The sequence below is a fragment of the Epibacterium sp. MM17-32 genome, from assembly GCF_022348205.1.
Lineage (GTDB): Bacteria > Pseudomonadota > Alphaproteobacteria > Rhodobacterales > Rhodobacteraceae > Epibacterium.
Genome location: NZ_JAKRFC010000008.1, coordinates 284,410 through 307,961, shown reverse-complemented (window position 1 = coordinate 307,961; position 23,552 = coordinate 284,410). Strand labels below are relative to the sequence as shown.

19 protein-coding genes are annotated in these 23,552 nt (G+C 63.3%); 13 read left to right on the top strand and 6 right to left on the bottom strand.

Annotated elements, in window-relative coordinates:
- Positions 1–15 precede the first annotated feature (15 nt).
- From MHM88_RS15070 to MHM88_RS15055, 4 genes are all read left to right on the top strand, one after another.
- On the top strand, positions 16–2,190 hold the full coding sequence (locus MHM88_RS15070; RefSeq protein WP_239367001.1) for a hypothetical protein: 2,175 nt from the start codon (positions 16–18) through the stop codon (positions 2,188–2,190).
- A 28-nt stretch (positions 2,191–2,218) separates the two neighbouring features.
- Positions 2,219–4,993 (top strand): type I secretion system permease/ATPase, encoded by a 2,775-nt coding sequence (locus MHM88_RS15065; RefSeq protein ID WP_239366999.1) that lies wholly within the window; start codon positions 2,219–2,221, stop codon positions 4,991–4,993.
- The gene (locus MHM88_RS15060; RefSeq protein ID WP_239323143.1) at positions 4,993–6,327 is read left to right on the top strand and encodes an HlyD family type I secretion periplasmic adaptor subunit; all 1,335 of its coding nucleotides are present in this window, start codon (positions 4,993–4,995) and stop codon (positions 6,325–6,327) included. The genes MHM88_RS15065 and MHM88_RS15060 overlap by 1 nt, the downstream gene beginning before the upstream one ends.
- Positions 6,328–6,465: 138 nt before the next feature.
- Positions 6,466–7,605 (top strand): lytic murein transglycosylase, encoded by a 1,140-nt coding sequence (locus MHM88_RS15055; RefSeq protein ID WP_239366996.1) that lies wholly within the window; start codon positions 6,466–6,468, stop codon positions 7,603–7,605.
- A gap of 88 nt (positions 7,606–7,693) precedes the next feature.
- Here the strand turns inward: MHM88_RS15055 and MHM88_RS15050 are convergent, their stop codons facing one another.
- Positions 7,694–8,470 (bottom strand): DeoR/GlpR family DNA-binding transcription regulator, encoded by a 777-nt coding sequence (locus MHM88_RS15050; RefSeq protein ID WP_239366993.1) that lies wholly within the window; start codon positions 8,468–8,470, stop codon positions 7,694–7,696.
- Between the two features lie 169 nt (positions 8,471–8,639).
- On the opposite strand from MHM88_RS15050, the gene MHM88_RS15045 reads away from it, so the two are divergent.
- From MHM88_RS15045 to MHM88_RS15020, 6 genes are read left to right on the top strand one after another with little or no spacing between them, the layout of a single operon-like run.
- Positions 8,640–9,608 (top strand): ABC transporter substrate-binding protein, encoded by a 969-nt coding sequence (locus tag MHM88_RS15045; RefSeq protein WP_239366991.1) that lies wholly within the window; start codon positions 8,640–8,642, stop codon positions 9,606–9,608.
- The gene (locus MHM88_RS15040; RefSeq protein ID WP_239366989.1) at positions 9,608–11,311 is read left to right on the top strand and encodes an iron ABC transporter permease; all 1,704 of its coding nucleotides are present in this window, start codon (positions 9,608–9,610) and stop codon (positions 11,309–11,311) included. The genes MHM88_RS15045 and MHM88_RS15040 overlap by 1 nt, the downstream gene beginning before the upstream one ends.
- On the top strand, positions 11,299–12,342 hold the full coding sequence (locus MHM88_RS15035; RefSeq protein ID WP_239366988.1) for an ABC transporter ATP-binding protein: 1,044 nt from the start codon (positions 11,299–11,301) through the stop codon (positions 12,340–12,342). Before MHM88_RS15040 ends, MHM88_RS15035 begins: the two co-directional genes overlap by 13 nt.
- The gene (locus MHM88_RS15030) at positions 12,343–13,413 is read left to right on the top strand and encodes an MBL fold metallo-hydrolase (protein ID WP_239366985.1); all 1,071 of its coding nucleotides are present in this window, start codon (positions 12,343–12,345) and stop codon (positions 13,411–13,413) included.
- Complete coding sequence (locus MHM88_RS15025; protein ID WP_239366982.1) at positions 13,410–13,958, top strand: histidine phosphatase family protein; 549 nt, start codon at positions 13,410–13,412, stop codon at positions 13,956–13,958. The genes MHM88_RS15030 and MHM88_RS15025 overlap by 4 nt, the downstream gene beginning before the upstream one ends.
- On the top strand, positions 13,948–14,412 hold the full coding sequence (locus MHM88_RS15020) for an HAD family acid phosphatase (RefSeq protein ID WP_239366980.1): 465 nt from the start codon (positions 13,948–13,950) through the stop codon (positions 14,410–14,412). Before MHM88_RS15025 ends, MHM88_RS15020 begins: the two co-directional genes overlap by 11 nt.
- Positions 14,413–14,470: 58 nt before the next feature.
- On the opposite strand, the gene metH is transcribed toward MHM88_RS15020, so the two are convergent.
- Complete coding sequence (gene metH / locus MHM88_RS15015) at positions 14,471–17,188, bottom strand: methionine synthase (protein WP_239366978.1); 2,718 nt, start codon at positions 17,186–17,188, stop codon at positions 14,471–14,473.
- The gene (locus MHM88_RS15010) at positions 17,185–18,243 is read right to left on the bottom strand and encodes a homocysteine S-methyltransferase family protein (RefSeq protein WP_239366966.1); all 1,059 of its coding nucleotides are present in this window, start codon (positions 18,241–18,243) and stop codon (positions 17,185–17,187) included. Before MHM88_RS15010 ends, metH begins: the two co-directional genes overlap by 4 nt.
- A 247-nt stretch (positions 18,244–18,490) precedes the next feature.
- Between MHM88_RS15010 and MHM88_RS15005 the strand changes: the two genes are divergently transcribed.
- Positions 18,491–18,910 (top strand): DUF1489 family protein, encoded by a 420-nt coding sequence (locus tag MHM88_RS15005; protein WP_255734676.1) that lies wholly within the window; start codon positions 18,491–18,493, stop codon positions 18,908–18,910.
- Positions 18,911–19,062: 152 nt separating this feature from the next.
- Here MHM88_RS15005 and hisG read toward each other — a convergent pair whose 3' ends face one another.
- Genes hisG through hisS form a run of 3 tightly spaced genes read right to left on the bottom strand, consistent with a single transcriptional unit; the run spans position 19,063 to position 22,360 of the window.
- Positions 19,063–19,755, bottom strand: a complete 693-nt coding sequence (gene hisG, locus MHM88_RS15000) for an ATP phosphoribosyltransferase (protein ID WP_239366952.1) — start codon at positions 19,753–19,755, stop codon at positions 19,063–19,065.
- A complete protein-coding gene (locus MHM88_RS14995) occupies positions 19,752–20,843 on the bottom strand; it encodes an ATP phosphoribosyltransferase regulatory subunit (protein WP_239323156.1) in 1,092 nt (363 codons plus the stop codon). Before MHM88_RS14995 ends, hisG begins: the two co-directional genes overlap by 4 nt.
- A 2-nt stretch (positions 20,844–20,845) precedes the next feature.
- Complete coding sequence (hisS, locus tag MHM88_RS14990) at positions 20,846–22,360, bottom strand: histidine--tRNA ligase (protein ID WP_239366945.1); 1,515 nt, start codon at positions 22,358–22,360, stop codon at positions 20,846–20,848.
- Between the two features lie 142 nt (positions 22,361–22,502).
- On the opposite strand from hisS, the gene MHM88_RS14985 reads away from it, so the two are divergent.
- Positions 22,503–22,697, top strand: a complete 195-nt coding sequence (locus tag MHM88_RS14985; RefSeq protein ID WP_239366942.1) for a SlyX family protein — start codon at positions 22,503–22,505, stop codon at positions 22,695–22,697.
- Between the two features lie 172 nt (positions 22,698–22,869).
- Positions 22,870–23,358 (top strand): DUF995 domain-containing protein, encoded by a 489-nt coding sequence (locus MHM88_RS14980; protein WP_239366939.1) that lies wholly within the window; start codon positions 22,870–22,872, stop codon positions 23,356–23,358.
- The last annotated feature ends 194 nt before the right edge of the window (positions 23,359–23,552 follow it).

The following is a 23,552-nucleotide window of genomic DNA, read 5'->3' as shown; positions in this document are numbered from 1 at the left end:
TATGGTATTGTTGCGATGTTACTCGACAAGGTCACAGAGACGATCGCATATTTCATCGGGCTCTTTCAGCTCGTGACGGAAACAGCGCGCGGACGGCTGGACTATGACAGCTTCAAGGCCGCCGAGACGTCCAATGACCTTGATCCTCTGATTTCACACAGCACAAACCGGGACATCAATTTTTCGCCCGAAGGCCACGATCCCCTCGTCCACAATCCGCATGCTCAGCTGCACAAGGCGGCGGTGGCCACGGCGGTCTCCTCTGAGATCGGATTGCCGCAGATCAAGGCCCCCATGATCCCGGACGCCCCGAACCTGCCCGGAGAGGCAATCGTCGCGGCCGGCCCCGCACCGATTTCCGGCCCGTTCGTGCTCGAGGTTCCGCCGCCCGGCGGCAGCATCCACTTCACCTGGCAGGAGAACCACCTTTCGGATCGTGACACCATCAGCATCGACCCTGCCACTCAGGACGCCTGGAACACCGTCCAGACACAGCTGATGCAGGAGCTGAAAGCAAGCGCCGAAGCCCTCCAGATACTGGATCTGACGGATGGCTCGGCCTTTGCAGAGATGGACGTGTTCGAAATAGAAGCCCAGGTTGAAACCCTTGTTGCGCTCGCCGAGGCGCAGATCGAAACAGCGGATGGCGCCTCGATCCACCTTGCCACCGGAAGCGACACACAGATCGTGACCGTCAACGGGGTCGAGCATGAGGAGCTGCCAATCTGGACAGAGCTGCTTCCGGATGTGCCCCAAGAAGATGACGATGAAGAGAGCGCGGCGACGACGACGGCCTCGGCCACGGCGGGCACCACGACAGCCTCTTCCTCCGCCCCCCAGCCCGGTACGGCAATCGAAGGCTCGGGCGTTGTGGGGCTCCCCCAGGAAGATATCGCCACGACAACGCCGCCGGACACCGAAACGGACCCGGTCTCGCCTTCTGAGACGGCAACGGCCTCCCCCGCCGCTCATACCGTGGTGACGGGCGGCAATGTTGCCATCAATGCAGCCTCCAGCGTCACGGGGGGCGTTGACGCGCCTGTCATTGCCGTGGCCGGGAGCGTTGCCAGCTTTGACATGATCAGTCAGGTCAACGTGCTGCTGGATGTTTCAGCCTCGCCCGGTGCAGAGAACCTCTTGCAGAACAGCGCCGCGTTCAGCGGCTCGCCCAGCCTGCCGGGCGCCCAGCCCGCGGCCCCCGCAACCGGCCCCGCAGGAGGCGGCCCCGCCCCCGGCATGGTTGCGGTTTCCACCATCGACGGTGACCTCATCAACTTCAGCTGGACGCGTCAGATCAACTCGGCAGTGGATGATGACGCCGTGCAGGTGACCACCTCCGCCACCGAAAGCTGGATCGATCTCGGCGGCAATATGCTGCTCAACACCAACGCGCTGTTCTCTCAGGCGATGGGGTTCGATCTGATCCTGGTGGGAGGCGACATGATCTCCCAGTACATCGTACAGCAGACCAATATCGTTCTGGATTGGGACTACTTCGCCAGTGGCGCCCCCCAGGATGTGCTGCCGGGCGGGACCGGAGACGGACTATTTTCCACGGGCGGCACGACATCCGCTGCTTCGGACACCAGCACGGGCGGCAATGCGTTGATGAATTCGGCGTCGATCACCCACACCGCGCTGGACACGTTCAGCGGGATGACGGCCACGTTCCAGTCGGTGCTGGACAGCTTTGGCGCGGGCGGGTCAGACATCTCGCCGCTGATCGGCAACAGCGCCCTGCAATCGCAACCCGTGCTCAATGTGCTCTATATCAGCGGCGACCTTCTGGATGTGCATCTGCTCTCGCAACTGAACATCCTGTCGGACGGCGATCTGATCACGGGGGGCGCCGAGGACGGGCTCGGAACCACCATTCACACCGGCCTCAATGCCGCGGTGAATGATGCGCATCTGATTGATGTGGGCATGGCGTCCGAAGTCTTTGCAGGGGGCGAGGTCTATTCAGATGCCGTCCTCTATCAAGCCAACCTGATCGCAGAGGATCTGCCGCCCACGGACGTGTTTCTCGCACCCGACAGCATCGACGGGCTGGCCAGCGAAGCCGTCGCGTTTCTGTCTGACGATCTCAACACACAACCGAGCAATGCCGAGGACATAAGCGTCGGAGAGACCTCCATCGCGCAGGATGGACCGATCCATAGCGACGTGATGCAGACAATGCTCGCTTAATTACAGCAAGGGACTTACGGGGGGAAAAGTGAAGATTTTCAGAAACAGCGGCGCGGCCGAAGCGAAGGCCTGTGACTCGATGCCCGAAATGCGGGAGTGGCAGGCAAAAGCCACCTCGTCCCTTGTCCAGAGCGGTGGCAGGCCCGTCCCCGCAAGCGACACCTCCGCCCTGGCGCTGAACAGCTCGCCGGTCGCGCCGACCCCGCTCCCGCTGAAGCTTCGGGACACATGGAAGCTGGAAAATCCCCAGGAGCGCAAAGCCCCCGAGGACAACGCGAAAACCGCCCCCTGCCCGCCACCGGCAAAAGGCCCCGGCGCAATGCAGCCGCAGGCCGAGGCCCCACCTGCCGCCGCGGGCGACCCTGTGCCAGCGCCCCTGCGCGATCTGGGCGATGTAGCGCCTGCGGATCAGTCCGACCAAGCGCGAAACTGCGACACGTCAACCGGCACACGCGCTGACGAAGCTTCGGATGCACCTGTCGATGCGCGCCCCGCGATGCCCGCTCCAGACCCAGATCAATCTGCCACAGGCCCGGACACCGCTCCGCAGCATGCGCCCGAGCCTGTCGCCGGGACTGCCCCCAGCTCCCCCGCTGAAGGTGCGCCCGCACCGGTGGAAACATCCCAGCACGAAACCGTCGCCCCCACGGACAAAACGGCGGACACAGCAGCGGGCTCGGCGCCTGGCACGGTGCCTTCCGACGCAAACCTCAGCGCGCCACCACAAGGCGCGCCCCAGGCCGACCCAGCACCCGCACCCGGTACAACAGCACCAGGGCCGGAAACGACGGTCGCGGCCACGGAACAGGACTCCGCGGCCACATCCGCCGCCCCGGACCCCGATACATCTGCGCCGGAAACAGCCCGGCGCGATGAAGAAGCCCGCCGGACCGAGGACGAAGCCCGCATGGATCCGATGGTCAAAGGGTTTGGCACGCCGCCGCTCGAAGCGCGCGCCAACGCGCGCCCCCCCGCAACCAAAGCCGGCGGACCGCAGCCCCCCGCTGGGGGTTCAGGCAACGGTGGCGGCGGCGGCGGTAACGGCGGCGCCCGGTTTCACCGACGGCTGGGTCCGCAGAATTTTGAAAAGAGCCTGCGGGAGGGCATGGTCGCCGTCCGCCGCAACATGGGTTTTGTGATGTTGATGACCTGTGCGACCAATATTCTGGTCCTGGCAATCCCCATCTACCTGTTCCAGATTTCGGACCGCGTGCTGACCAGCCGCTCCGTCGACACGCTGATCATGCTGACACTGGTGATCGCCGCCGCAGTGGTCCTGCAATCGGTCTTTGATGCGGTCCGCCGCTTCATGCTGATGCGCACCGCGGTCGAGGTCGCCGCCAGATTGGGCGCCCCGATCCTGAGCGCGGCGGCGCATGCCTCCTTGCACAGTTCCGGCCGGGAATATCAGGCCCTCGGTGATTTGCAGCAGGTGCGCAGTTTCCTGACGTCCGGAACCCTGATGGCCTTCCTCGACGTCCCCTTTGCGCCGCTTTTCATGCTGGCCATCTTTCTCGTGCATCCCCACCTGGGATTTATCGTGATCACGACCGCGGTCGTGCTTCTGGTGATCGCAGTGATCAACCAGAGGCTCACGGCAAAGCCCTTTGCGCAGGCCAACCAGGCCCAGTCACGGGCCAACCTGCATCTCGACTCCATGACCCGCAACAGCCAGATCATCAATGCATTGGCGATGATCCCCGAAGCGGTCACCATATGGGGTCGGGACACAGCCGCTTCACTCACGGCTCAGGTCTGCGCGCAGGACCGCAATGTGATCTCCGCGACCTTCTCGCGCGGAGTGCGACTGCTGACCCAGGTGGGGATGCTCGGCTGGGGGGCCTATCTGGCCATTCAGGGCGAAATCACCGGCGGCATGGTGATCGCCGCCTCCATCATCGCCGGCCGCGCCCTGGCCCCGGTGGAGGGCGCCATCGAAGGCTGGAACGCCTTTCTGCTCTCCCGCTCGGCCTATGGGCGCATTGCCCAGCTTCTGACCCGGTCCGGCTTCCAGTTCGAGCGCCTCTGGCTGCCTCAGCCCGAAGGTCGGCTCGATGTGGAACGGCTGCTCTATGTGCCGGGCGGCACCAAGCAGGTGGTGCTGAACGCCATCAGCTTCTCGCTTGATCCCGGCGACACGCTGGCGGTGATCGGCAATTCGGGCGCCGGCAAGACGACCCTCGGCAAGATGCTTGTGGGGTCGATCCTGCCGACCTCCGGCAACGTGCGCCTGGACCTGATGGATCTGCGCAATTGGGACCCGCGCCAGCTGGGCGAAAACATCGGCTACCTGCCGCAGGATGTTCAACTGTTTCCCGGGTCGATCAAGGACAACATCGCCCGGATGCGCCAGGATGCAACGGATGAACAAATTCATCGGGCTGCGGTTCTGGCCGATGTGCACGACATGATCGCATCGCTGCCGCAGGGCTATGAAACCATGGTGGCTGCGGATGGCTCTCCTCTGTCGGGGGGACAGAAACAGCGCATCGCGCTGGCCCGGGCCTTCTTTGGAGATCCGCGCCTCCTGGTTCTCGACGAGCCGAACTCCAATCTCGATGTGGCAGGCGACAAGGCCCTGGCCCGCGCCATCGAACACGCCAAACGCAACAAGATCACGGTGGTCGTCATCACGCAGAAACCGACACTGCTGGGCACCGTCGACAAGATCATGCTTCTGTCCGGGGGCAACGTGGCCATGATCGGTGCCCGCGACACCGTCCTGAAGCAATTGGCGGGCTTTCAACAAGGGCAGGCGCCCGGTCTCGACAACGGCGCCGCTCCCAACGGGGGACAACAGTGATGACTGACAGCGTCAACATTCAGGAATGGCATCACGAGGTTCCGCGCTCGATCCGCAAGCACGCCATCTTTGGCATCGCACTGTTCGTGACCGCATTCGGCGGGTTTGGTGCCTGGGCGTTCCGCGCCCCGCTGGCCGCCGCCGTGATCTCGCAGGGGTCGTTTGTCGCCACCGGCCGCAACAAGATCGTTCAGCACCTGGAAGGGGGCATCATCGCCGACATTCTGGTGTCGGAAGGGGATCGCGTGCAGAAGGGCGATGAACTCATCCAGTTGAACCAGACGGCGGCGCAGGCGGATCTCCGTGAGCTCGAATTGCGCCGTGCGCGCCTGGAAGCCGCCGAAGCCCGTGTCCGCGCCGAGTATCGCGCCGACCGCAATGTCAGTTTTCCGCCCAATCTCTTGCGGCTTGCGTCGGAAAACGCGGAGGTGACCGATCTGCTTGCCGACCAGCGCCTGACCTTCGATTCCGCGCGCCGGCTTCAGGAAAGTGAGCTTGCCATTCTGCACAACGGCATGGACTCGCTGGTGATCCGCAGCGAGGGCTATGCGGCGCAGCTGAACGCCTATCGCGAACGCGCCATCAGCCTTGACGAGGAACTTGCGGACAAACAGGAGCTCCTCGACAGTGGCCTGATCCGGCGCCCTGAGTACAATTCGGTTCACCGCGCCGTGCTGGAAACCAACGGCCATATTGCGCGTCTCGAGGCGGAAATCGCCGAAATCGAGCGCGCCCGCCTGAAATTCGAGCTGGAGATCGACAAATTGCGTTCGGATCGGCGCCAGGATGCGCTGGACGAGCTGCAGGCGATCCAGGCCGAGCTGGACTCGATCCGGGAGCAATCCCGCAAGGCACAGGATGTGCTGTCGCGCTCCACCGTGATCGCACCTGTGAGTGGCACGGTGGTCCGGATGTATTACCACAGTGCAGGCGGCGTGATCGAAAGCGGCAAGCCGATCGCGGAAATCCTGCCCGCTGATGCGCCCCTGCTGATCGAGGCGCTCATTCCCCGCACCGACATCGACAGTATTACCCTCGGGCAAGCCACCACCATTCGGCTCTCGGCGCTGAACCAACGCACAACCCCGGTGCTGACGGGCCGGGTGCGGTACGTTTCTGCGGACTCGATCACCGACACCTCCGATGGCACCTCCCGCGAGGTCTATGTCGCCCATATCGGCCTGCCCCCGGAAGAGTATGAACGGGCCAGCGCCTTTGTACCGGTGCCGGGGATGCCCGCCGAGGTCATGATCCAGACCGAGGAACGGACGTTCTTTGAGTATCTGATCAAACCTGTGCGGGACAGCATGTCCCGTGCCTTCCGCGAACAATAACAGCCCTGAGGGCGCCGGTGCCCTCAGGCGCATGAGCCGAATTATGCACCACAGGGCGCCCGCGCCGACATTCGCGTGACATCCCCTGCCGCCTGTATGATTGTCTGTCTTCAGGGACAGAAAACAAATAGGTGACACATGTCGATGAACCGGCGCCAATTCGGGGCACTGGCAACCGCTTTCGGACTGGCAGGCTGCGGCGCAACCGTCGAAACGCAACCGGGTGGACCAAAACCGCTGCCCGATGATCTGCGCCCGGTCCGCAATGCAGACTATGCCAGATGGGTCGCTTCCTTTCAGGAGCGGGCGGCGCGCCAGGGCTTTTCCCAGGACCTTCTGCGCACCGCATTCAGGGGGACCGGCTACCTGCCGGGCGTGGTCAAACGCGACCGCAACCAGACCGAATTCAAACGCACCCTCGAAGACTACCTGTCCATCGCCGTGTCGGAGGAACGGGTCAGCAAGGGGCGGGCCGCCTATGCCCGTCATCGCGGCACCCTGCGCGCCATCGAGCAGCAATATGGCGTGGAAGCGCACATCATCACCGCCGTCTGGGGGCTTGAGAGCTTTTTCGGGGAACGCCGCGGCGATGTTCCGGTCATCTCCGCAACCTCCACCCTGGCCTACGATGGGCGCCGGGGGGCGTTTTTCGAACGCCAGTTGATCGCGGCCCTGAAAATTCTGCAAGCTGGGCACGTGACGGCCCGCAACCTGACCGGCAGCTGGGCGGGCGCCATGGGGCACACACAGTTCATTCCGACGTCCTTCCTCGCCTTTGCTGTCGATTTCACCGGCGACGGACGCCGCGACATCTGGTCCGAGGACCCCAGCGACGCGCTGGCCTCAACGGCTGCCTATCTCGCGCGCAACGGGTGGCAAAAGGGCCTGCCCTGGGGCGGCGAGGCCGGTCCGGGCGCGCCCACAGGCACCCGCATCCAGCCACAAGAGGGCGGCCCCAGGTTCTCCGTGACCGCCAATTTCCGCGCCCTGAAACGCTACAACAACTCTGATGCCTATGCGATCGGCGTGGGGCATCTTGCGGATCGCATTGCAGGAGGCCCGCCGCTCCGGGGCAGCTTCCCGCCGGATCAATACGGGCTGACCAAGGATGACCGCATTGCCCTGCAACGCAAGCTGACAGCCGCCGGGTTCGACACCGGAGGCACGGATGGCGTGATCGGCCCCAACACCCGAGATGCGCTGCGTGCCTATCAGCAGCGCACCGGCATGCCGGTGACGGGCGACCCTTCGCCGGAACTTCTTCGACAGCTGCCCTGATCCGCTGTTCGGCTCCGGCATCGCGTCTGCCGCCACAACGGCAGGCGCCTTCTGACCAAGCCCGCCCCTGTGACACCGCGGGGTCGGGTTACTCTGCCTCCGCCGCGATGATGCGGCAGCCAGTGGCCGCGCATCTGTCGCGAATGTCGGCGCTGAGCGGGGCGTTGGTCACCACCACCTCATACTCCCAGAGGTGTCCCATTCTGCACGGCAGATCGCGTCCGAACTTGGCGCTGTCGACCACAAGGATCCGCTCCCGCGCGCATTCGGTGATCGATTGTCGCGCCACGATTTCTGCCGCATTGTAATCCAGCACCTCGCCCCCCTCGGAGAGCCCCCCACAACTGAAGATCGCCTGCTCCATCCGGAAGCGGCTGAAAAACCCGGCACTCGCGGCCCCGATCAGGTCGAGATCCCGCAGGCGCACGGTGCCCCCGGCCAGCTCGACCACCGCACCCGGGGCATTTTGCAGCGCATGAACCGCGTGAATGCTGTTGGTCGCCACAAACAGGTTCTGCCGGATCGCCAGCATACGGGCGCATTGCTCGACCGTGGTTCCGGTGCCAAGCGCCACCCGGGCGCCGTCCTTGACCAGGTTCTTCACCACCAGCGCAATCTGCTGCTTTGCCAGCCGCGAGGCACCGACCCGCGGCAGATAGGCGATATTCTCCGATTGTTGGCGCAACCGCACCGCCCCGTTGCGACGCTGAACCAGCGCCGCGGCGTCAAGATCCCTCAAATCAGCGCGAATCGTCTGAACGGACACCCCGAGCTGCGCGGCGAGATCACGTGCCGACAGCTCTTGGTTTTCGGTGAGAAGGGCAATTATGCGATCCCGGCGGATGTTCAGATCATCCCGCTTCATTGGCTTTCCTTCGAAAGTTTATTGACATCCATCGAATCTACTCACCCGAGGCTATGCTGCCAAGAAAAATTGCGATTATAAGGAATATTGTCACATTAGGTTTGCATAGCTCCGAAATAAGGCACCCACCGCAACATTTCGTTCGAAAGCCAAAACTTGGGGAACTGCAATGAAATCCATCGTTACCGCCGCAGCCTTTGCCTGCTTTGCCTCCGCCAGCTTTGCCGACACCCTGACGCTCTACACATCCCAGCCCAATGCGGATGCGCAAAAGACCGTTGATGCCTTCATGGCCGCCAATCCCGGCACAGAAGTGGAATGGATCCGGGACGGGACAACCAAACTGATCGCCCGGCTACGTGCAGAAATCGAAGCCGGCAACCCGCAACCCGACGTGCTTCTGATCGCCGATACCGTGACGCTGGAAGGCATGGCGCAGGAAGGCCTGCTGACCGCCTATAAATCGCCGGAAGCAGACGCCTATGACCCCGCCCTGCACAGCGCCGAGGGATATTATCACTCCACCAAGCTGATCACGACGGGCATCGTCTACAACACCGGTGCCGAAAAAGCGCCGGCCTCCTGGTCGGATCTCAACGACGCGGCCCTCAAGGGACAGGTTGCCATGCCCTCGCCGCTCTACTCGGGTGCCGCGCTGATCCACCTGGCAACGCTGACCGGTGACGACAAGCTGGGCTGGGACTACTACAGCGATCTGGCCGAAAACGACGCCCGCGCCCAGGGTGGCAACGGCGGCACCTTCAAGGCAGTGGCCGCGGGCGAAAAACCCTACGGTGTGGTGGTGGACTTCCTCGCCATCCGCAACAAGGCCGAAGGCTCGCCGGTCGAATTCGTCTTTCCCGAAGAAGGCGTCTCCTATGTGACGGAGCCGGTGGCCATCATGTCCTCCGCCAAGAATGTCGAGGCCGCGCAGTCCTTTGTGGACTTCGTTCTGAGTGAAGCCGGCCAGGACCTGGTGCTGGACATGGGCTATATCCCCGCCCGGAACGACATGGGCGTACCGGCAGGCTTCCCCGCGCGCGATACCATCAAGCTGATGGACTTCGACCCGGCAGAAGCGCTGAAAAACGCCGAAGCCAACAAAGAGAAATTCGCAGAGATCTTTGGCGTCAACTAATGCAGCCGAACAAGACCCATGGAGGCAGCCGATCCGAGGATCGGCTGCTTTACGTCGCTCTGCTGATCGCCATCACGGTCACCCTCGCCCCGGTGCTGCGACTGTTTGCCGAAGGCATCACGGTGGACGGGCGTGCCAGCCTTGCACTCGTGTCCGAGATCTGGGCACGGGACAACACCCAGACGGCACTGCTCCATTCGCTGGTGACCGCGGGCCTCGGCACGTTGGTATCGGTGGTCATCGGCAGCCTGTTTGCCTTTCTGGTGGCGCTTACGGACCTGCGGGCAAAGGCGACACTGGTGTTCTGCCTGATGATCCCGATGATGATCCCGCCGCAGATCACCGCCCTGTCCTGGACCCAGATCATGGGACCGTCCTCGGTTCTGCTCAAGACGCTGGGCATTGCGCCGCCTCTGGGCGCACCGCAACCGCTTTACTCCCCTGCCGGAATCATCGCACTGCTGGGCATCCAGCATACGTCGATCGTGTTCCTGACCCTGCGTGCCGGGCTGCGCTCCATTCCGCAGGAAGCCGTCGAGGCCGCCCGCATCAGCGGTGCGCGGGGGCTGCGCCTGTGGCGGCAGATCATCCTGCCCTTGTGCCTGCCCAGCCTTGCCGCAGGCACCGCGATTACATTCGTGACCGCGCTTGGCAATTTCGGCATTCCTGCGATGCTGGGCATTCCGGCCGGGTATTCCACCCTGCCCACACTGATCTATCAGAAACTTGCCGGCCTCGGCACATCTGTGCTGGCCGAGGTCGCCGCCCTGGCAATGCTGATCGGCCTTGTCGCGATCTGCGGCATCCTGCTGCACCGGTTCTTTCGCTCGCGCCAGACCGTGCACCTGGTGGGGTCCGCCAGCCGGCCACTTGCCATTCCCCTGGGGCGCGCGCGGCTGCCGATCGAAGCGGCCCTGTGGCTGTTTGTCTGCGCCATCCTGGTGCTGCCGATGTCTGGCCTGCTGGCGACCTCGCTGGTGCCTGCCTATGGCGTGCCTTTGAGCCTGGACACCCTGACGCTGTCCTCCTGGGGAGAAGTCCTGTTCCGCCAGCCGGTCACCTCCCGTGCCTTTGTCAATTCCTTTGCGCTGTCGCTCGGCGCGGCGCTTGTCCTGATGGCACTCTGCCTGCCGCTGGCCTGGATGATGGAACGGCGCCCCTCGCGGCTGGGGCGCATCTTTGACAGTCTTGTCGACCTGCCCTACGCCCTGCCCGGTGTCGTGCTGGCGATCGCCATGATCCTTCTGTTGATCAAGCTCCCCTTCACCGAGGCCACACTCTACGGCACGATCTGGATCATTTTCCTTGCCTATCTGGCCCGGTTCATGACGGTGATGTTCCGCCCCATTCAGGCCAGTTTCCGCCAGCTTGACCCCGCGATGAACGAAGCGGCGCAATCGGTCGGCGCAACCCTCTGGCAGCGCCTGCGCTCCATCATCCTGCCCCTGTCCGCGCCCTCTGCGGCGGCAGGAGCAATCCTGGTCTTTCTCACCGCCTTCAATGAACTGACGGTTTCCGCGCTTCTGTGGTCTTCGGGAACCGAAACGCTGGGGGTGATGATCTTCAATCTCGATGACAGTGGCGAGACCGTCATGGCCTCGGCCCTCGCCATGACAATTGTCCTGGTGGTGATGGTGTTGATGGGCGTTGTCCAGCTCGCCTCCCGCCGCCTGCCCAAAGGAGTCGTCCCATGGCAGACATAACGCTGACCTCAGTTGAAAAACGCTTTGACGGTATCCCGGCGCTCGCCTCGATCACCGCCTCGATCACGGATGGAGAGTTCGTCGCCCTGCTGGGGCCCTCGGGCTGCGGCAAGTCCACGTTGTTGCGGCTGCTGGCGGGGTTTGAGCATCCCGACGCAGGTGCGATCTCGATTGGCACAACCGAGGTGTCCAATGCGCGGACCCATCATTCCCTGCCGCCCGAAGCCCGCAATATCGGCTTTGTGTTCCAGTCCTACGCCCTCTGGCCCCATATGACCGTGCGGCGCAACGTCTCTTACCCCCTGGAGGTGCGCGGCACGTCCAGAGCGGATCGCAACCGGGAGACCGATGCAGCGCTTGCGGCCACCGGGTTGACCTCCTTTGGTGATCGCATGCCGGCGGAACTCTCCGGCGGCCAACGACAGCGGGTGGCGCTGGCCCGCTGCCTGGTTTCCGCCCCGGACGCGGTGCTGCTCGACGAGCCGTTGGCGAACCTCGATGTGGCGCTGCGGGCGTCGATGCAGGACGTGTTCTGCGACTTTCACCGCCGCACCGGCGCGACAATGGTCTACGTGACCCATGACCAGTCCGAGGCCATGGCCATGGCGGATCGAATTGCCGTGATGTCCGACGGCCGCATAGCCCAGTTCGACACGCCCGAGGCGCTCTACAAGCGCCCGCGCAGCCGCTTTGTCGCGGGTTTTGTCGGCGAAGGCACGGTTCTGCCGATCGACGACATCGCGCACTCGGGCCCCCGGACCGAGGCGCATCTGCTCGGGGCGCGGGTGGCTGTCGAAACCGATACCGACCGGCCGAATCTGATCTGCCTGCGCCCGGAGAATATCACCCTCTCCGAAACAGGTGATCTGCGGTCCCGCGTGACCCGCAGCACCTATCTGGGCGGTCGCTACCGGCTCAACCTGGAAACACCGGATGGCGCCCAGCTGCTCGCGGAAAGCCGCGAACGATATGCCGAAGGGGCGCAACTGGGGGTGTCACTGCGTAGCCCGTGGGCGTTTTCGGAGGCATAAATGAACGAAGTCAAAGTCCTATCGGGGATCGGCGACAAAGGCCCCGCCTGCATGCGATTGACGGTCGAGGGCAAGGTCTGGCTGCTGGATTGTGGGCACGGTCCGGAGGCCAACGCACATTTTGATCCGGCCTGGCTGGAGGGCGCGGATGCGGTCTTCATCACGCATGACCATATCGATCACATCGGCGGTGCCGCCTACGCGGTCGAAGCCAACCTGCCGATCTACACCACGATGCAGACGGCCAAGGCGCTGCCGCCCGCCGCCGAAGTCCGCCCGCTGCCCGAACGGGGCGTGACCGAGATCGATGGCATCCGCCTGACCACCGGCCGCAACGGGCATGCACTGGGTGGCGTCTGGATGCATTTCGATATTGGCGATGGCCTGTTCTACTCTGGCGACTGGTCCGAGGAATCCCAATGGTTCGCCTTCGACAGCCCGCCACCCGCCGCAACCGCGATACTGGATTGCTCCTATCATCTGGACCCGATCACCCAGGCGGAGCGCTTTGCGGCGCTCGATGCGCTGATCGACCGCCTGCCCGGACAGATCCTGCTCCCGGTGCCGCCCTCCGGTCGCGCCGGTGAAATGGCCCTGCATCTGGTTGATCGCTTTGGTCTGGAGGCGGTGGTGCTGGACCCTGAATGCCGCACTGCCCTGCGTTCCGCGCTGGCCAGTGATGGCCTCAGCCCGCGTGCACAGGCCATCGCCCCGCTGTTGCACGCAAGCGATCACGACTACGGGCGCTTCCTGATCTGCGACACCCCGAATGCGGATGGGGGCGCGGCCTGGGGATATGCGCGGGCCTGGCGCGAAAGCGGGCGCCTGGGACAGGATGCACATGTGGTGTTTACCGGGCATATGACCGCACATGCGCGTGGCATCTGTTCGGTGCCCGGCGGGCATTTTCAACGGTGGAATGTACATCCGCCCTTTGGGGATCAGATCAAGATGCTCCAGCGCCTCAAGGCGAAACGCTTTGCCCCGGCCTTCTGCCCCCGCCCCGAAGAGTATCTGATCGAGGACGGTCTTGGAGCAGAGATTTTTATGCATGAAAGCATCGCGCTATGACCAACCGGCTACCGCAGAGATCGCTCTGCCTGATCCGCCATGGAGAGACCAGCGCAAACCGGGACGGGATAATCGCCGGGCGTCTGGATGTCCCTCTGACAGACACCGGCCGGAGGCAGGCCCGCGATTTGCGTCTGCTGACCTGGGACACGCCGATTGCGGTGTTTTCCAGTCCGATGGCGCGCGCGCAGGAGACCTGCCATCTGGGCTTCCCCGATCAGGCGTTCTTGGTGAACGCCGATCTGCGGGAACGCGACTGGGGCGTTTTTGAAGGACGACCGCTGTCCGAACAGCCGCCCCGGGACTCTCATCCCCCACAAGGGGAACGCTGGCCGGACATGATCGACCGCGTTGCAGCGGCGATCGCCACCTGCTGCGCCGAGGCCGGGGAGCGACTGCCGGTCATTGTCTGCCATTCCGGCGTCATCCGGGCCCTGCGCATTCTATCGGGCCAGGGATCACACTCCCCCCGCCCCGCCAACGCCATTCCCATCCATTTCACATGGACCGGCACTGCCCATCAGGAGATCCAACATGCCAGCTGACCCCGCAACCCCTTGTGTCGTTTTTGATGTGGACGGGACCCTTGCAACCTTTGATGCAGCGACCCTCGGCCCGCTGGTGCACGGTGACGTGAAGGACTGGGATCGCTTTCACGCGGCGATGGCAGATGCCAAGGTGATCGCACCTGTGGGACACCTCCTGCGGCGCCTGAAACAGGCCGGAGAAACCATTGTGATCTGCTCCGGGCGGCCAGAGGGATGGTCGACCGAAACCGAAGGCTGGCTGACGCGGAACAACCTGAATTTCGACGCGATCTATCTGCGGCCAGAGGCGCAAGATGCGGCCAGTGACCCGGAGGTAAAACGTCACCTGCTCGCCCGGATGCGCGCCGACGGGTATGAACCCTGGATCGTCATCGATGACCGCCGTTCGGTCGTCGACACATGGCGCGAAGCAGGGCTGGTCTGCCTGCAATGTGCGCCGGGCGAATTCTAGGATCGCAGCTCCGCCGGTCCGGAGGCATCGGCGGCGCGCAATGCGCCGCCTGCCATTGCTATTCGGCAGCGATCCCGGCCGTGGAACTCGGTCGGTAGTTCAGCACAGGTGCGAGCCAGCGCTCAACCTCGGAGACCTCCATGCCCTTTCGATCCGCGTAGTCCACCACCTGATCGCGCTCGACCTTGGCAACGCCAAAGTAATAGGCGTCGGGATGCCCGATATAGAGGCCGGACACCGAAGAGCCCGGCCACATCGCCATGCTCTCGGTCAGCGTGACGCCAGTGTTCGCCTCCGCCTCCAGCAGCTCAAAGAGCCTGCGCTTTTCGGTGTGGTCAGGCTGGGCCGGATAGCCCGGCGCCGGACGGATGCCATCATAGGGCTCGGCAATCAGCTCCTGCGGGCCGAAACTCTCCTCCGGCGCATAGCCCCAGTGATCGCGCCGCACCTGCTGGTGCAGCATCTCGGCCATGGCCTCGGCGAACCGGTCGGCCAGCGCCTTGACCATGATCGCGCCATAGTCGTCTCCCGCTTTCTCGAACCGCTCCGCGATGGCGATTTCCTCGGGGCCCGCCGTGACCACGAAGCCGCCAATCCAATCCGGCACCCCTTCTGGCGCTACAAAATCGCTCAGCGCCAGATTGGGGCTGTCCTTGCGCTTGGAGGTCTGCTGGCGCAGCGTGTGCAAGGTCGCAAGCGGAGCGGAACGATCCTTGTCCGCAAACAGCCGAATGTCATCTCCGATGGAATTTGCAGGCCAGAACCCGATGACGGCACGCGGCGCAAACCATTTTTCATCAATGATCCGGGCCAGCATTTCCTGCGCATCGGCAAAGAGGCTGCGCGCCGCCTCGCCGTATTTCTCGTGATCCAGAATGCGCGGATAGACGCCTTTCAGCTCCCAGGTCTGGAAGAACGGCGTCCAATCAATGAACCGCGCAATCTCTGCCAGATCCCATCCGTCGATCACCTTGGCACCGGTAAAGCTGGGTTCGGTGGCGGTGTAGCTGCCCCAGTCCACCTGAAACGCATTTGCGCGCGCCGCCGCCAGCGGCAACCTCTGCTTGGCCCGCTCGGCGCGTTCGTGCCGTTCGGCCACTTCGGAATACTCGGCGCGGATGCCCTCGATATAGGGCTGTTTCTGCGTCTTGCTCAGGAGCGCGGACACCACGCCCACCGCCCGGCTGGCGTCGGTGACATAGATCGCCTGGCTCTTGTTGTATGCGGGCGCGATCTTCACCGCGGTATGCACCTTCGAGGTGGTGGCGCCACCAATCAGCAAGGGCACGTCGAAATCCTCGCGCTCCAGCTCGCTGGCCAGATGCACCATCTCATCCAGCGACGGGGTGATCAGACCGGACAGGCCGATGATGTCGACGTCCTGCGCGCGCGCCTCTTCGAGGATCTTCTGCGGCGGGACCATCACGCCCAGGTCGATGATTTCGTAATTGTTGCAGGCCAGAACGACGCCGACGATATTCTTGCCGATGTCGTGCACATCGCCCTTTACCGTGGCCATCAGGACGCGCCCGGCGCTTTCGCGCTGACCCTCCTTCTCGGCCTCCATGTAGGGCAGCAGCACCGCGACCGCCTGTTTCATCACCCGCGCAGATTTCACCACCTGCGGCAGGAACATCTTGCCGTCGCCGAACAGGTCGCCGACCACATTCATGCCCGCCATCAGCGGCCCCTCGATCACATCGAGCGGCTTCGCCGCCGCCAGTCGCGCCGCCTCGGTGTCCTCTTCGACAAACTCGGTAATCCCGTTGACCAGCGCGTGTTCCAACCGTTGCTCCACCGGCCACTCGCGCCACGCCAGATCGCGTTTTTTCTCTTCGCGTCCAGCGCCCCGATACCGTTCGGCAATATCCAGCAGGTTTTCGGTCGCGGTGGCGCCGTTCGCCGGAACCCGGTTCAGAACCACATCCTCGCAGGCGTCGCGCAGCTCCGGGTCGATCTGATCGTAGACCGCCAACTGTCCGGCGTTGACGATCCCCATGTCCATGCCGGCCTTGATCGCGTGATACAGAAACACCGCATGCATCGCCTCGCGTACCGGTTCATTGCCGCGGAAACTGAACGACAGGTTCGACACCCCGCCAGAAACGTGACAATGCGGCAAGTTCTCCCGTATCCAGCGCGTCGCCTCGATGAAATCCACGCCGTAGTTGTCATGCTCCTCGATCCCCGTCGCCACCGCGAACACATTGGGATCAAAGATGATGTCTTCGGGCGGAAAGCCGACCTCCTCGGTCAGGATCCGATAGGCGCGGGCACAGATCTCCGTCTTGCGCGCGAAAGTATCCGCCTGCCCGCTCTCGTCAAAGGCCATGACCACAACCGCCGCCCCATAGGCCAGACACAGGCCGGCGTGGTGGCGAAACGCCTCCTCGCCCTCCTTGAGGCTGATGGAGTTCACCACCGATTTGCCCTGCACACATTGCAGACCGGCCTCGATCACCTCCCATTTGGAGCTGTCGATCATCACCGGGACCCGGGCGATGTCCGGCTCTGCCGCAACGAGGTTGAGGAACTCCACCATCGCCTGTTTTGAATCGATCAGGCCCTCGTCCATATTGACGTCGATGATCTGGGCGCCGTTCTCCACCTGGTCCCGCGCAACATCAAGCGCCGTGGCATAATCGCGGTTGGTGATCAGCTTGCGAAACTTGGCCGAGCCGGTGACATTGGTGCGTTCTCCCACATTCACGAAGGGAATATCGCGTGTGAGAACAAAGGGTTCCAGACCCGACAGGCGCAGCAGGGGTTCGGTCATTGCGTGCCTCCCTTCACCGTGCGCGGGGGATATTTCGCCACATGGTCGGCAATGGCACGTATGTGGTCCGGCGTGGTGCCGCAGCAGCCGCCCGCCACGTTGATCAACCCCTCGCGCGCAAAGACTTCGACCAGCGCGGCGGTCTCATCCGGGGTTTCGTCATATTGCCCAAAGGCATTGGGCAGGCCCGCATTCGGATAGGCACAGATCCGAGACTCCGCGACACCGGAAAGCTCTGCCAGATGCGGGCGCATGGCATCCGCGCCGAGCGCGCAGTTCAGCCCCACCGTAAAGGGCCGCGCGTGCTGCACCGAATGCCAGAACGCGGTGGGCGTCTGCCCGGAGAGCGTGCGCCCCGAGGCATCCGTGATGGTGCCGGAAATCATGATCGGCAGCCGTTTGCCCACCTTTGCAAAGCTCTCGAAGGCGGCAAAGATCGCCGCCTTGGCGTTGAGCGTATCAAAGATGGTCTCGATCAGGATGAGGTCCGATCCGCCTGCGATCAGCCCGTCGATCTGCTGGCCATAGGCCATGCGCAGGTCGTCGAAACTCACCGCGCGATAGCCGGGATCGTTGACATCCGGGCTGATCGACGCGGTGCGGTTGGTCGGCCCCACCGCCCCGGCGACATAGCGCGGTCGCCCGTCGATCGCCTCCGCCCGGTCCGCCGCACGCCGCGCCACCTGCGCCCCGGCGACATTAAGGTCATGCACAGCGCTCTCCAGCCCGTAATCCGCCTGCGCGATGGTGGTGGAGGAAAAAGTGTTGGTCTCCAGGATGTCGGCGCCTGCAAGGGCGAACTCCAGCTGGATGTCCTCCACCGCCTGTGGCTGGGTCAGCACCAGCAGGTCGTTGTTGCCCTTTTGCGGATGATCCGAGGGATGGTGACGGCACCCGGGCCCATGGATATGTCCGCCGCCGGTAAAATCCTCTTCGGTCATGTTCAGGGTCTGGATCATCGTCCCCATCGCGCCGTCCAGAATGAGTATTCTGTCGCGCGCGGCGGCGGCAATGGCTTTGAAACTGTCCGAGGTCGAGAGAGAAAAGTTGATCATACCGGTCCTGTCATATTGCGCGCCCTTGGTACTGAAGACGCCCAACTCAAATCAACCTCATTATATTGCACACAAACATGAACATCATTCATATTCATGCTGCATCAGTGGGTTCCTGTGATCGCGATGACAGTCACCAATCCTGTCGGAGGCCGACGGTACAGCGGTCCTTGTCGCCAGCATCTGACAGGCTACAATAGCCATCCCAAACGCGGAACGAAGGTGGGAGCATTCAGTGACCAAGCATATGAACCTCGTGAAGCTCTCTGTTGGTTCCGAGAGCGTCGAGGACCTGATCGGCTGGCAAGCGATCTATGCCAAACGCTGGCAAGATGGGCTGCCGCGCCATGTGACCCGCATGTGGCCCAAACGGGAGCCCGAAATCCTGAACGGCGGGTCAATCTATTGGGTTATCAAAGGATTGGTCCAATGCCGCCAACGCATTCTGCGGATGGATGAAGTCTATGGCGAGGACGAAATCCGACGGTGTGCGATCGTTCTTGAACCAGACATCCACCGGACACATACCGCGCCCAAACGCCCCTTTCAGGGTTGGCGCTATCTGAAACCCGAGGACACGCCGGCAGACCTGCCCGAAGGGCGCGAAAGCGAAGAGGCCCTGCCCACCGAACTGTCTCAAGCCCTGGCTGAAATCGGCGTGATCTGACGCGGGTGGGCCCGAGGCTTCCAGCCGTTCCCCAATTTACGGCCCCGCCCCCAGGCAGGCACCCTGCCCCAACAACGAGAAAAGGGCCGCGATCCCCGCGGCCCCTCTGGCAACACAAACAGCCCGGCGCGCAGGATGCGCGCATCGCCCCGTTAGCTGTCGATCTTGGCCAACAGAGCCTTGAGCGCTGCCTTTTCCTCAGACGTGCATTTCGCCACCCGGCTGCGCCACAGCGTTGCCTGACTGCGCAACACCAGGCCATCCGACAGGATTTTCAGGTGATTGGCGCGCAGGGTCTCTCCGGTCGAGGTGATATCGGCGACCATTTCGGCGGTCTCGTTTTTCACCGTGCCTTCGGTTGCGCCCTGACTGTCGATCAGCTGGTAATCCGCAACACCTGCATCCGCCAGGAACTCACGAATGAGACGGTGGTACTTGGTCGCGATCCGCAATCTGTGGCCATGGGTACGTCGGAACGCGGCGGCAACAGCATCGAGATCTTCGAGCGTGTCCACGTCGATCCAAAACTGCGGCACCGCGAGGATCAGGTCGGCCTCGCCAAAGCCCATCGGCTCCAGCTCCTCCACCTGTTGCTCCCAACGCGGCAGTTTTTCATGAACCAAGTCGGTGCCGGTCACGCCTAGGTGAATGCGACCCGCCGCCAGTTCACGCGGGATTTCACCCGCCGACAGTAGAACCAGATCCACCCCCTCGACGCCCTCGACCGCACCTGCGTATTCGCGATCAGATCCGGTGCGCGACAGGGTGATGCCGCGTTTTGCAAACCAGTCGAAGGTCTTCTCCATCAGCCGCCCCTTGGACGGCACGCCCAGCTTGATGCTCATGACTGTGCCTCCCCTTCGAGCGTCAGGATCAGGTCTGGGCGGATCACACCGCCGACTGCGGGAATTTCATCCCCCTGCCCCAGATATCGCGTCAGCGCGTCATAACGCCCGCCCGTTGCGATGGGGGGCAGGTCCGGACGGCGTTCAGCGTAAAAGCCAAACACAAAGCCGTCGTAGTACTCCATAGAGGTGCGGCCATACGAGGCCTCGAAATCAAGCTGATCAATCGCGATCCCACGCGCCTTCATCGCGGATGTGCGGGCCTCCAGCCGATCCAGGGCCGGCAGGATCGCCGGCAGATCGACCGCAATGTCGCGCATCTGTTCCAGCGCATAAGGCACCGTTTCCCGCACCGCGAGCAGGGCCTCCAGCGCTTCCATCTCATGTTCAGAGATCGGCGGCGCCGCCGCATCCGCCCGCAGGGTGTCAACCCGCGCATCAATCTCGGCAGCGCGGCGTTTGCCGATCTCCGGTGCGGTGCCGGTCAGCGGACCTGTGGTCGACAACAGTTTCTTGCGGCTCTCGGACATTGGGGTACGCCCGGCAAAGCGATCCAAGAGCGCGCGGAACCGGCGTGGACGCCAGATATGCCGACGCAGCGCCGCTTTGCGCACCTCCGTGGTGTTGAGCCCCTCGACCGCAGCCAGGAGGATACCAATATCACCGGTTGCCACACGCAATTCCAATCCGCGCAATTGCAATTGAAACAGCGCAAAGACCTCGGCATCCGCGTCCGCCGGGTCGGTGCGGTCAAAGACCTCATAGCCCACCTGCACAAATTCATTGGCCCGGTCCGGGTCGTGTTCCTGACGACGAAACACCTGCCCCGCATAGGTATAGCGCGCAGGTTCCGCACCGCCCTTCATATGCATCTGCACCATTGGCAGGGTGAAATCCGGGCGGAGCATCTGCTCACCCCGCAGCGCGTCTGAGGTCACATAGGCGCGCGCACGGATATCCTCGCCATAGAGATCCAGCAGGATATCAGCAGGTTGCAACAGCGGCGGGTCGACGACAACGCCGCCCGCAACTTCAAAGCGCTGACGCAACAGCGCCGCGCGGGCTTCGATCTGGGAACGGTTGGGCATGGTCAGCCCTCCTGATCTTTGGCTTGGCTGGCGAGGATGTCGCGCACCTTCGCGACCAACTCCGTGCGGGGCACTTCGAACTGGCTCGGGCGTTCTTTCCACTCTTCCAAGGTGGCGCTTTCAGCGATCTTGGCACCGAGGATCAGATCCTTGATCTGGATCACACCGCGTTCCTTTTCATCGCCACCTTCGATCACCGCCACGGGCGAATGGCGTTTGTCCGCGTATTTCAACTGGTTGCCAAAGTTCTTGGGGTTGCCAAGATAGACCTCGGCGCGGATGCCCGCCTGACGCAGTTCGGCGACCATGGCCTGATAGTCGGCCATGCGGTCGCGGTCCATCACCGTCACCACCACTGGCCCGGTGGGGGTCGCGGCCAGGCGGCCCTTTTCGCGCAGCGCCGCCAGCAGGCGGTCAACCCCGATGGACAGACCCACCGCAGGCACCTCTTGGCCAGTGAAGCGTTTCACCAGACCATCATAGCGCCCACCGCCCGCAACCGAGCCGAATTGGCGCTTGCGGCCCTTTTCATCAAAGATTTCAAAGGTCAGCTCGGCCTCGAACACAGGGCCGGTGTAATAGCCAAGCCCGCGTACGATCGACGGGTCGATCAGGATGCGGTCGTCGCCATAGCCTGCAGCGGCAAAAAGCGCGCCCATCAGTTCCAGCTCGGCAATGCCCTCTTGGCCGACCTTGCTGTCGCCCACGGCGGCGCGCAGGTTGGTCATGGTCTCTGCCACGGTGTCGCCCTTGGACGTCAGGAACGCCAGCACCGGCTCTGCCTGCTGCTCCTCAAGCCCCACGCCGTCGATATAAGCGCCAGAGGCATCAAGCCGTCCCTTGCCCAGAAGCTCGCGCACACCACTCTCGCCCACCTTGTCGAACTTGTCGATGGTGCGCAGGACGTCGTCGCGCTTGGGATCCTCCTCGGCAAGGCCCATCGCCTCCAACACACCGTTCAAAACCTTGCGGTTGTTGACGCGCACCAGATAGTCGCCACGCGGGATCCCAACCTTTTCAAGCGTATCCGACAGCATCATGCAAATCTCTGCATCCGCCGCCATGGAGGCCGTACCAACCGTATCCGCATCGCATTGATAGAACTGGCGATAACGGCCGGGGCCGGGTTTCTCGTTGCGCCACACAGGCCCCATCGCAAAACGACGATAAGGGTTGGGCAGGTCGTTGCGGTGCTGCGCATAAACGCGGGCCAAGGGGGCGGTCAGGTCATAGCGCAACGCCATCCAGTCGCCAGGTTTGCCCTCGGGGTCGTTCTCGTCGGCCTCTTGCCACGCAAAAACACCGGCGTTCGGACGATCCACGTCGGGCAGGAACTTGCCCAGCGCCTCGACCGTTTCCACAGCAGAGGATTCCAGCGCCTCGAAGCCGTAATGATGGTAAACCTCCGCAATGGTGGCCAGCATATGCGTGCGCTGGGTCACCTCTTCGCCGAAATAGTCACGGAATCCCTTGGGCGTAATTGCCTTGGGACGGGGCTGTTTCTTGGCTTTGGCCATTGTGGCCTCCTTGCGGGTGGTTTCTCGCGCTTGCGTCTAGCCCAAGGGGCCTCAGTGAGCAAGGTGCGACGCCCTGCGCGCGCCCCATGGACGCCTGCCCGCGCCCGCGTTACATCAGTCCGCAACACAGGAGGCCTGCCCCATGCAACATCTCGAAGAACAGATCGCCTATCTGACCCGCACCGTCGATGAGCTGAACGAGATCGTGACCAGCCAGCAGTCGGACATCGACCTCCTGAAGCGGCGCGTGCAGATGCTGATGGAGCGCGAGGCCCAGCGCGAGGCCGAAGGCACCGGTGGCGCGGTCTTTGGCGACGAGCGCCCTCCGCACTACTAGGCGCCGCCACACGCATGCGATTGCCGGGTTCAGACGCGGGCGCATGTGGTCTGGCGGCTGTTCCGTCGTCACCTCACCCGCGATAGCGCTTGCGTCGATGCATAAAGTTTGGACAAGATTTTCTACAAATTCACCTGACTGCTGAAACGCGACGCGCAAGGAGACATGATCCATGGTGCCACTTGTTAAAACTCTTCTGTCCCTCTCCCTCGTGGCGAGCCTGCCCGCTGCGGCATTTGCCGACCCAAAGCCGCGCAATGCACGTCCGGCGTCCGTTGATAAAGTCATCGGCACCTACGCGGGCAAAACCGATCTCTGGGAACAGGATTGCGGTGGGGGCATCTACTTCTCACCCAACAATCAGGTCCGCGCCTGGTGCGCCGAAAACAGCGAAAACATGGCTGCCGGGACTTGGACGGTGAGCGCAGATGGCACCCTGTGCCAGAACCTGACCTGGTATTATCCCCAAGGCAACGCTGCGGGCAGTTCTGCGGCAGAACCCCTTTGCATTCAACACGTTGTGAATGGCTGGGGCGTCATGTACCGCAGCTGGCCGGGCTCTACCGAATGGTGGCCGGTGACCAGTGCGACCAGCACGCTGAAACGCGGATATGTGTTCCAATCCGACGTCGACACGGCCAAGAACAAACTCGGCCTCTGAGGTCGAACGAACACAAGATCACGGGGGTGCGGTTGTCCGGGTCGGAGCCGCGCCCCTGTTTTGTTCGCCCCGCAGCCTTGCCGGGTTCCAGGCCGGTTCAGGCTGATGCGGTAGGGGCGGTGTTGAGGCGCCACGCATCGTGACCTATCATTGCCTCCCGGTGTCTGCGGTGCCACGCCCCTGCATCGCGACGC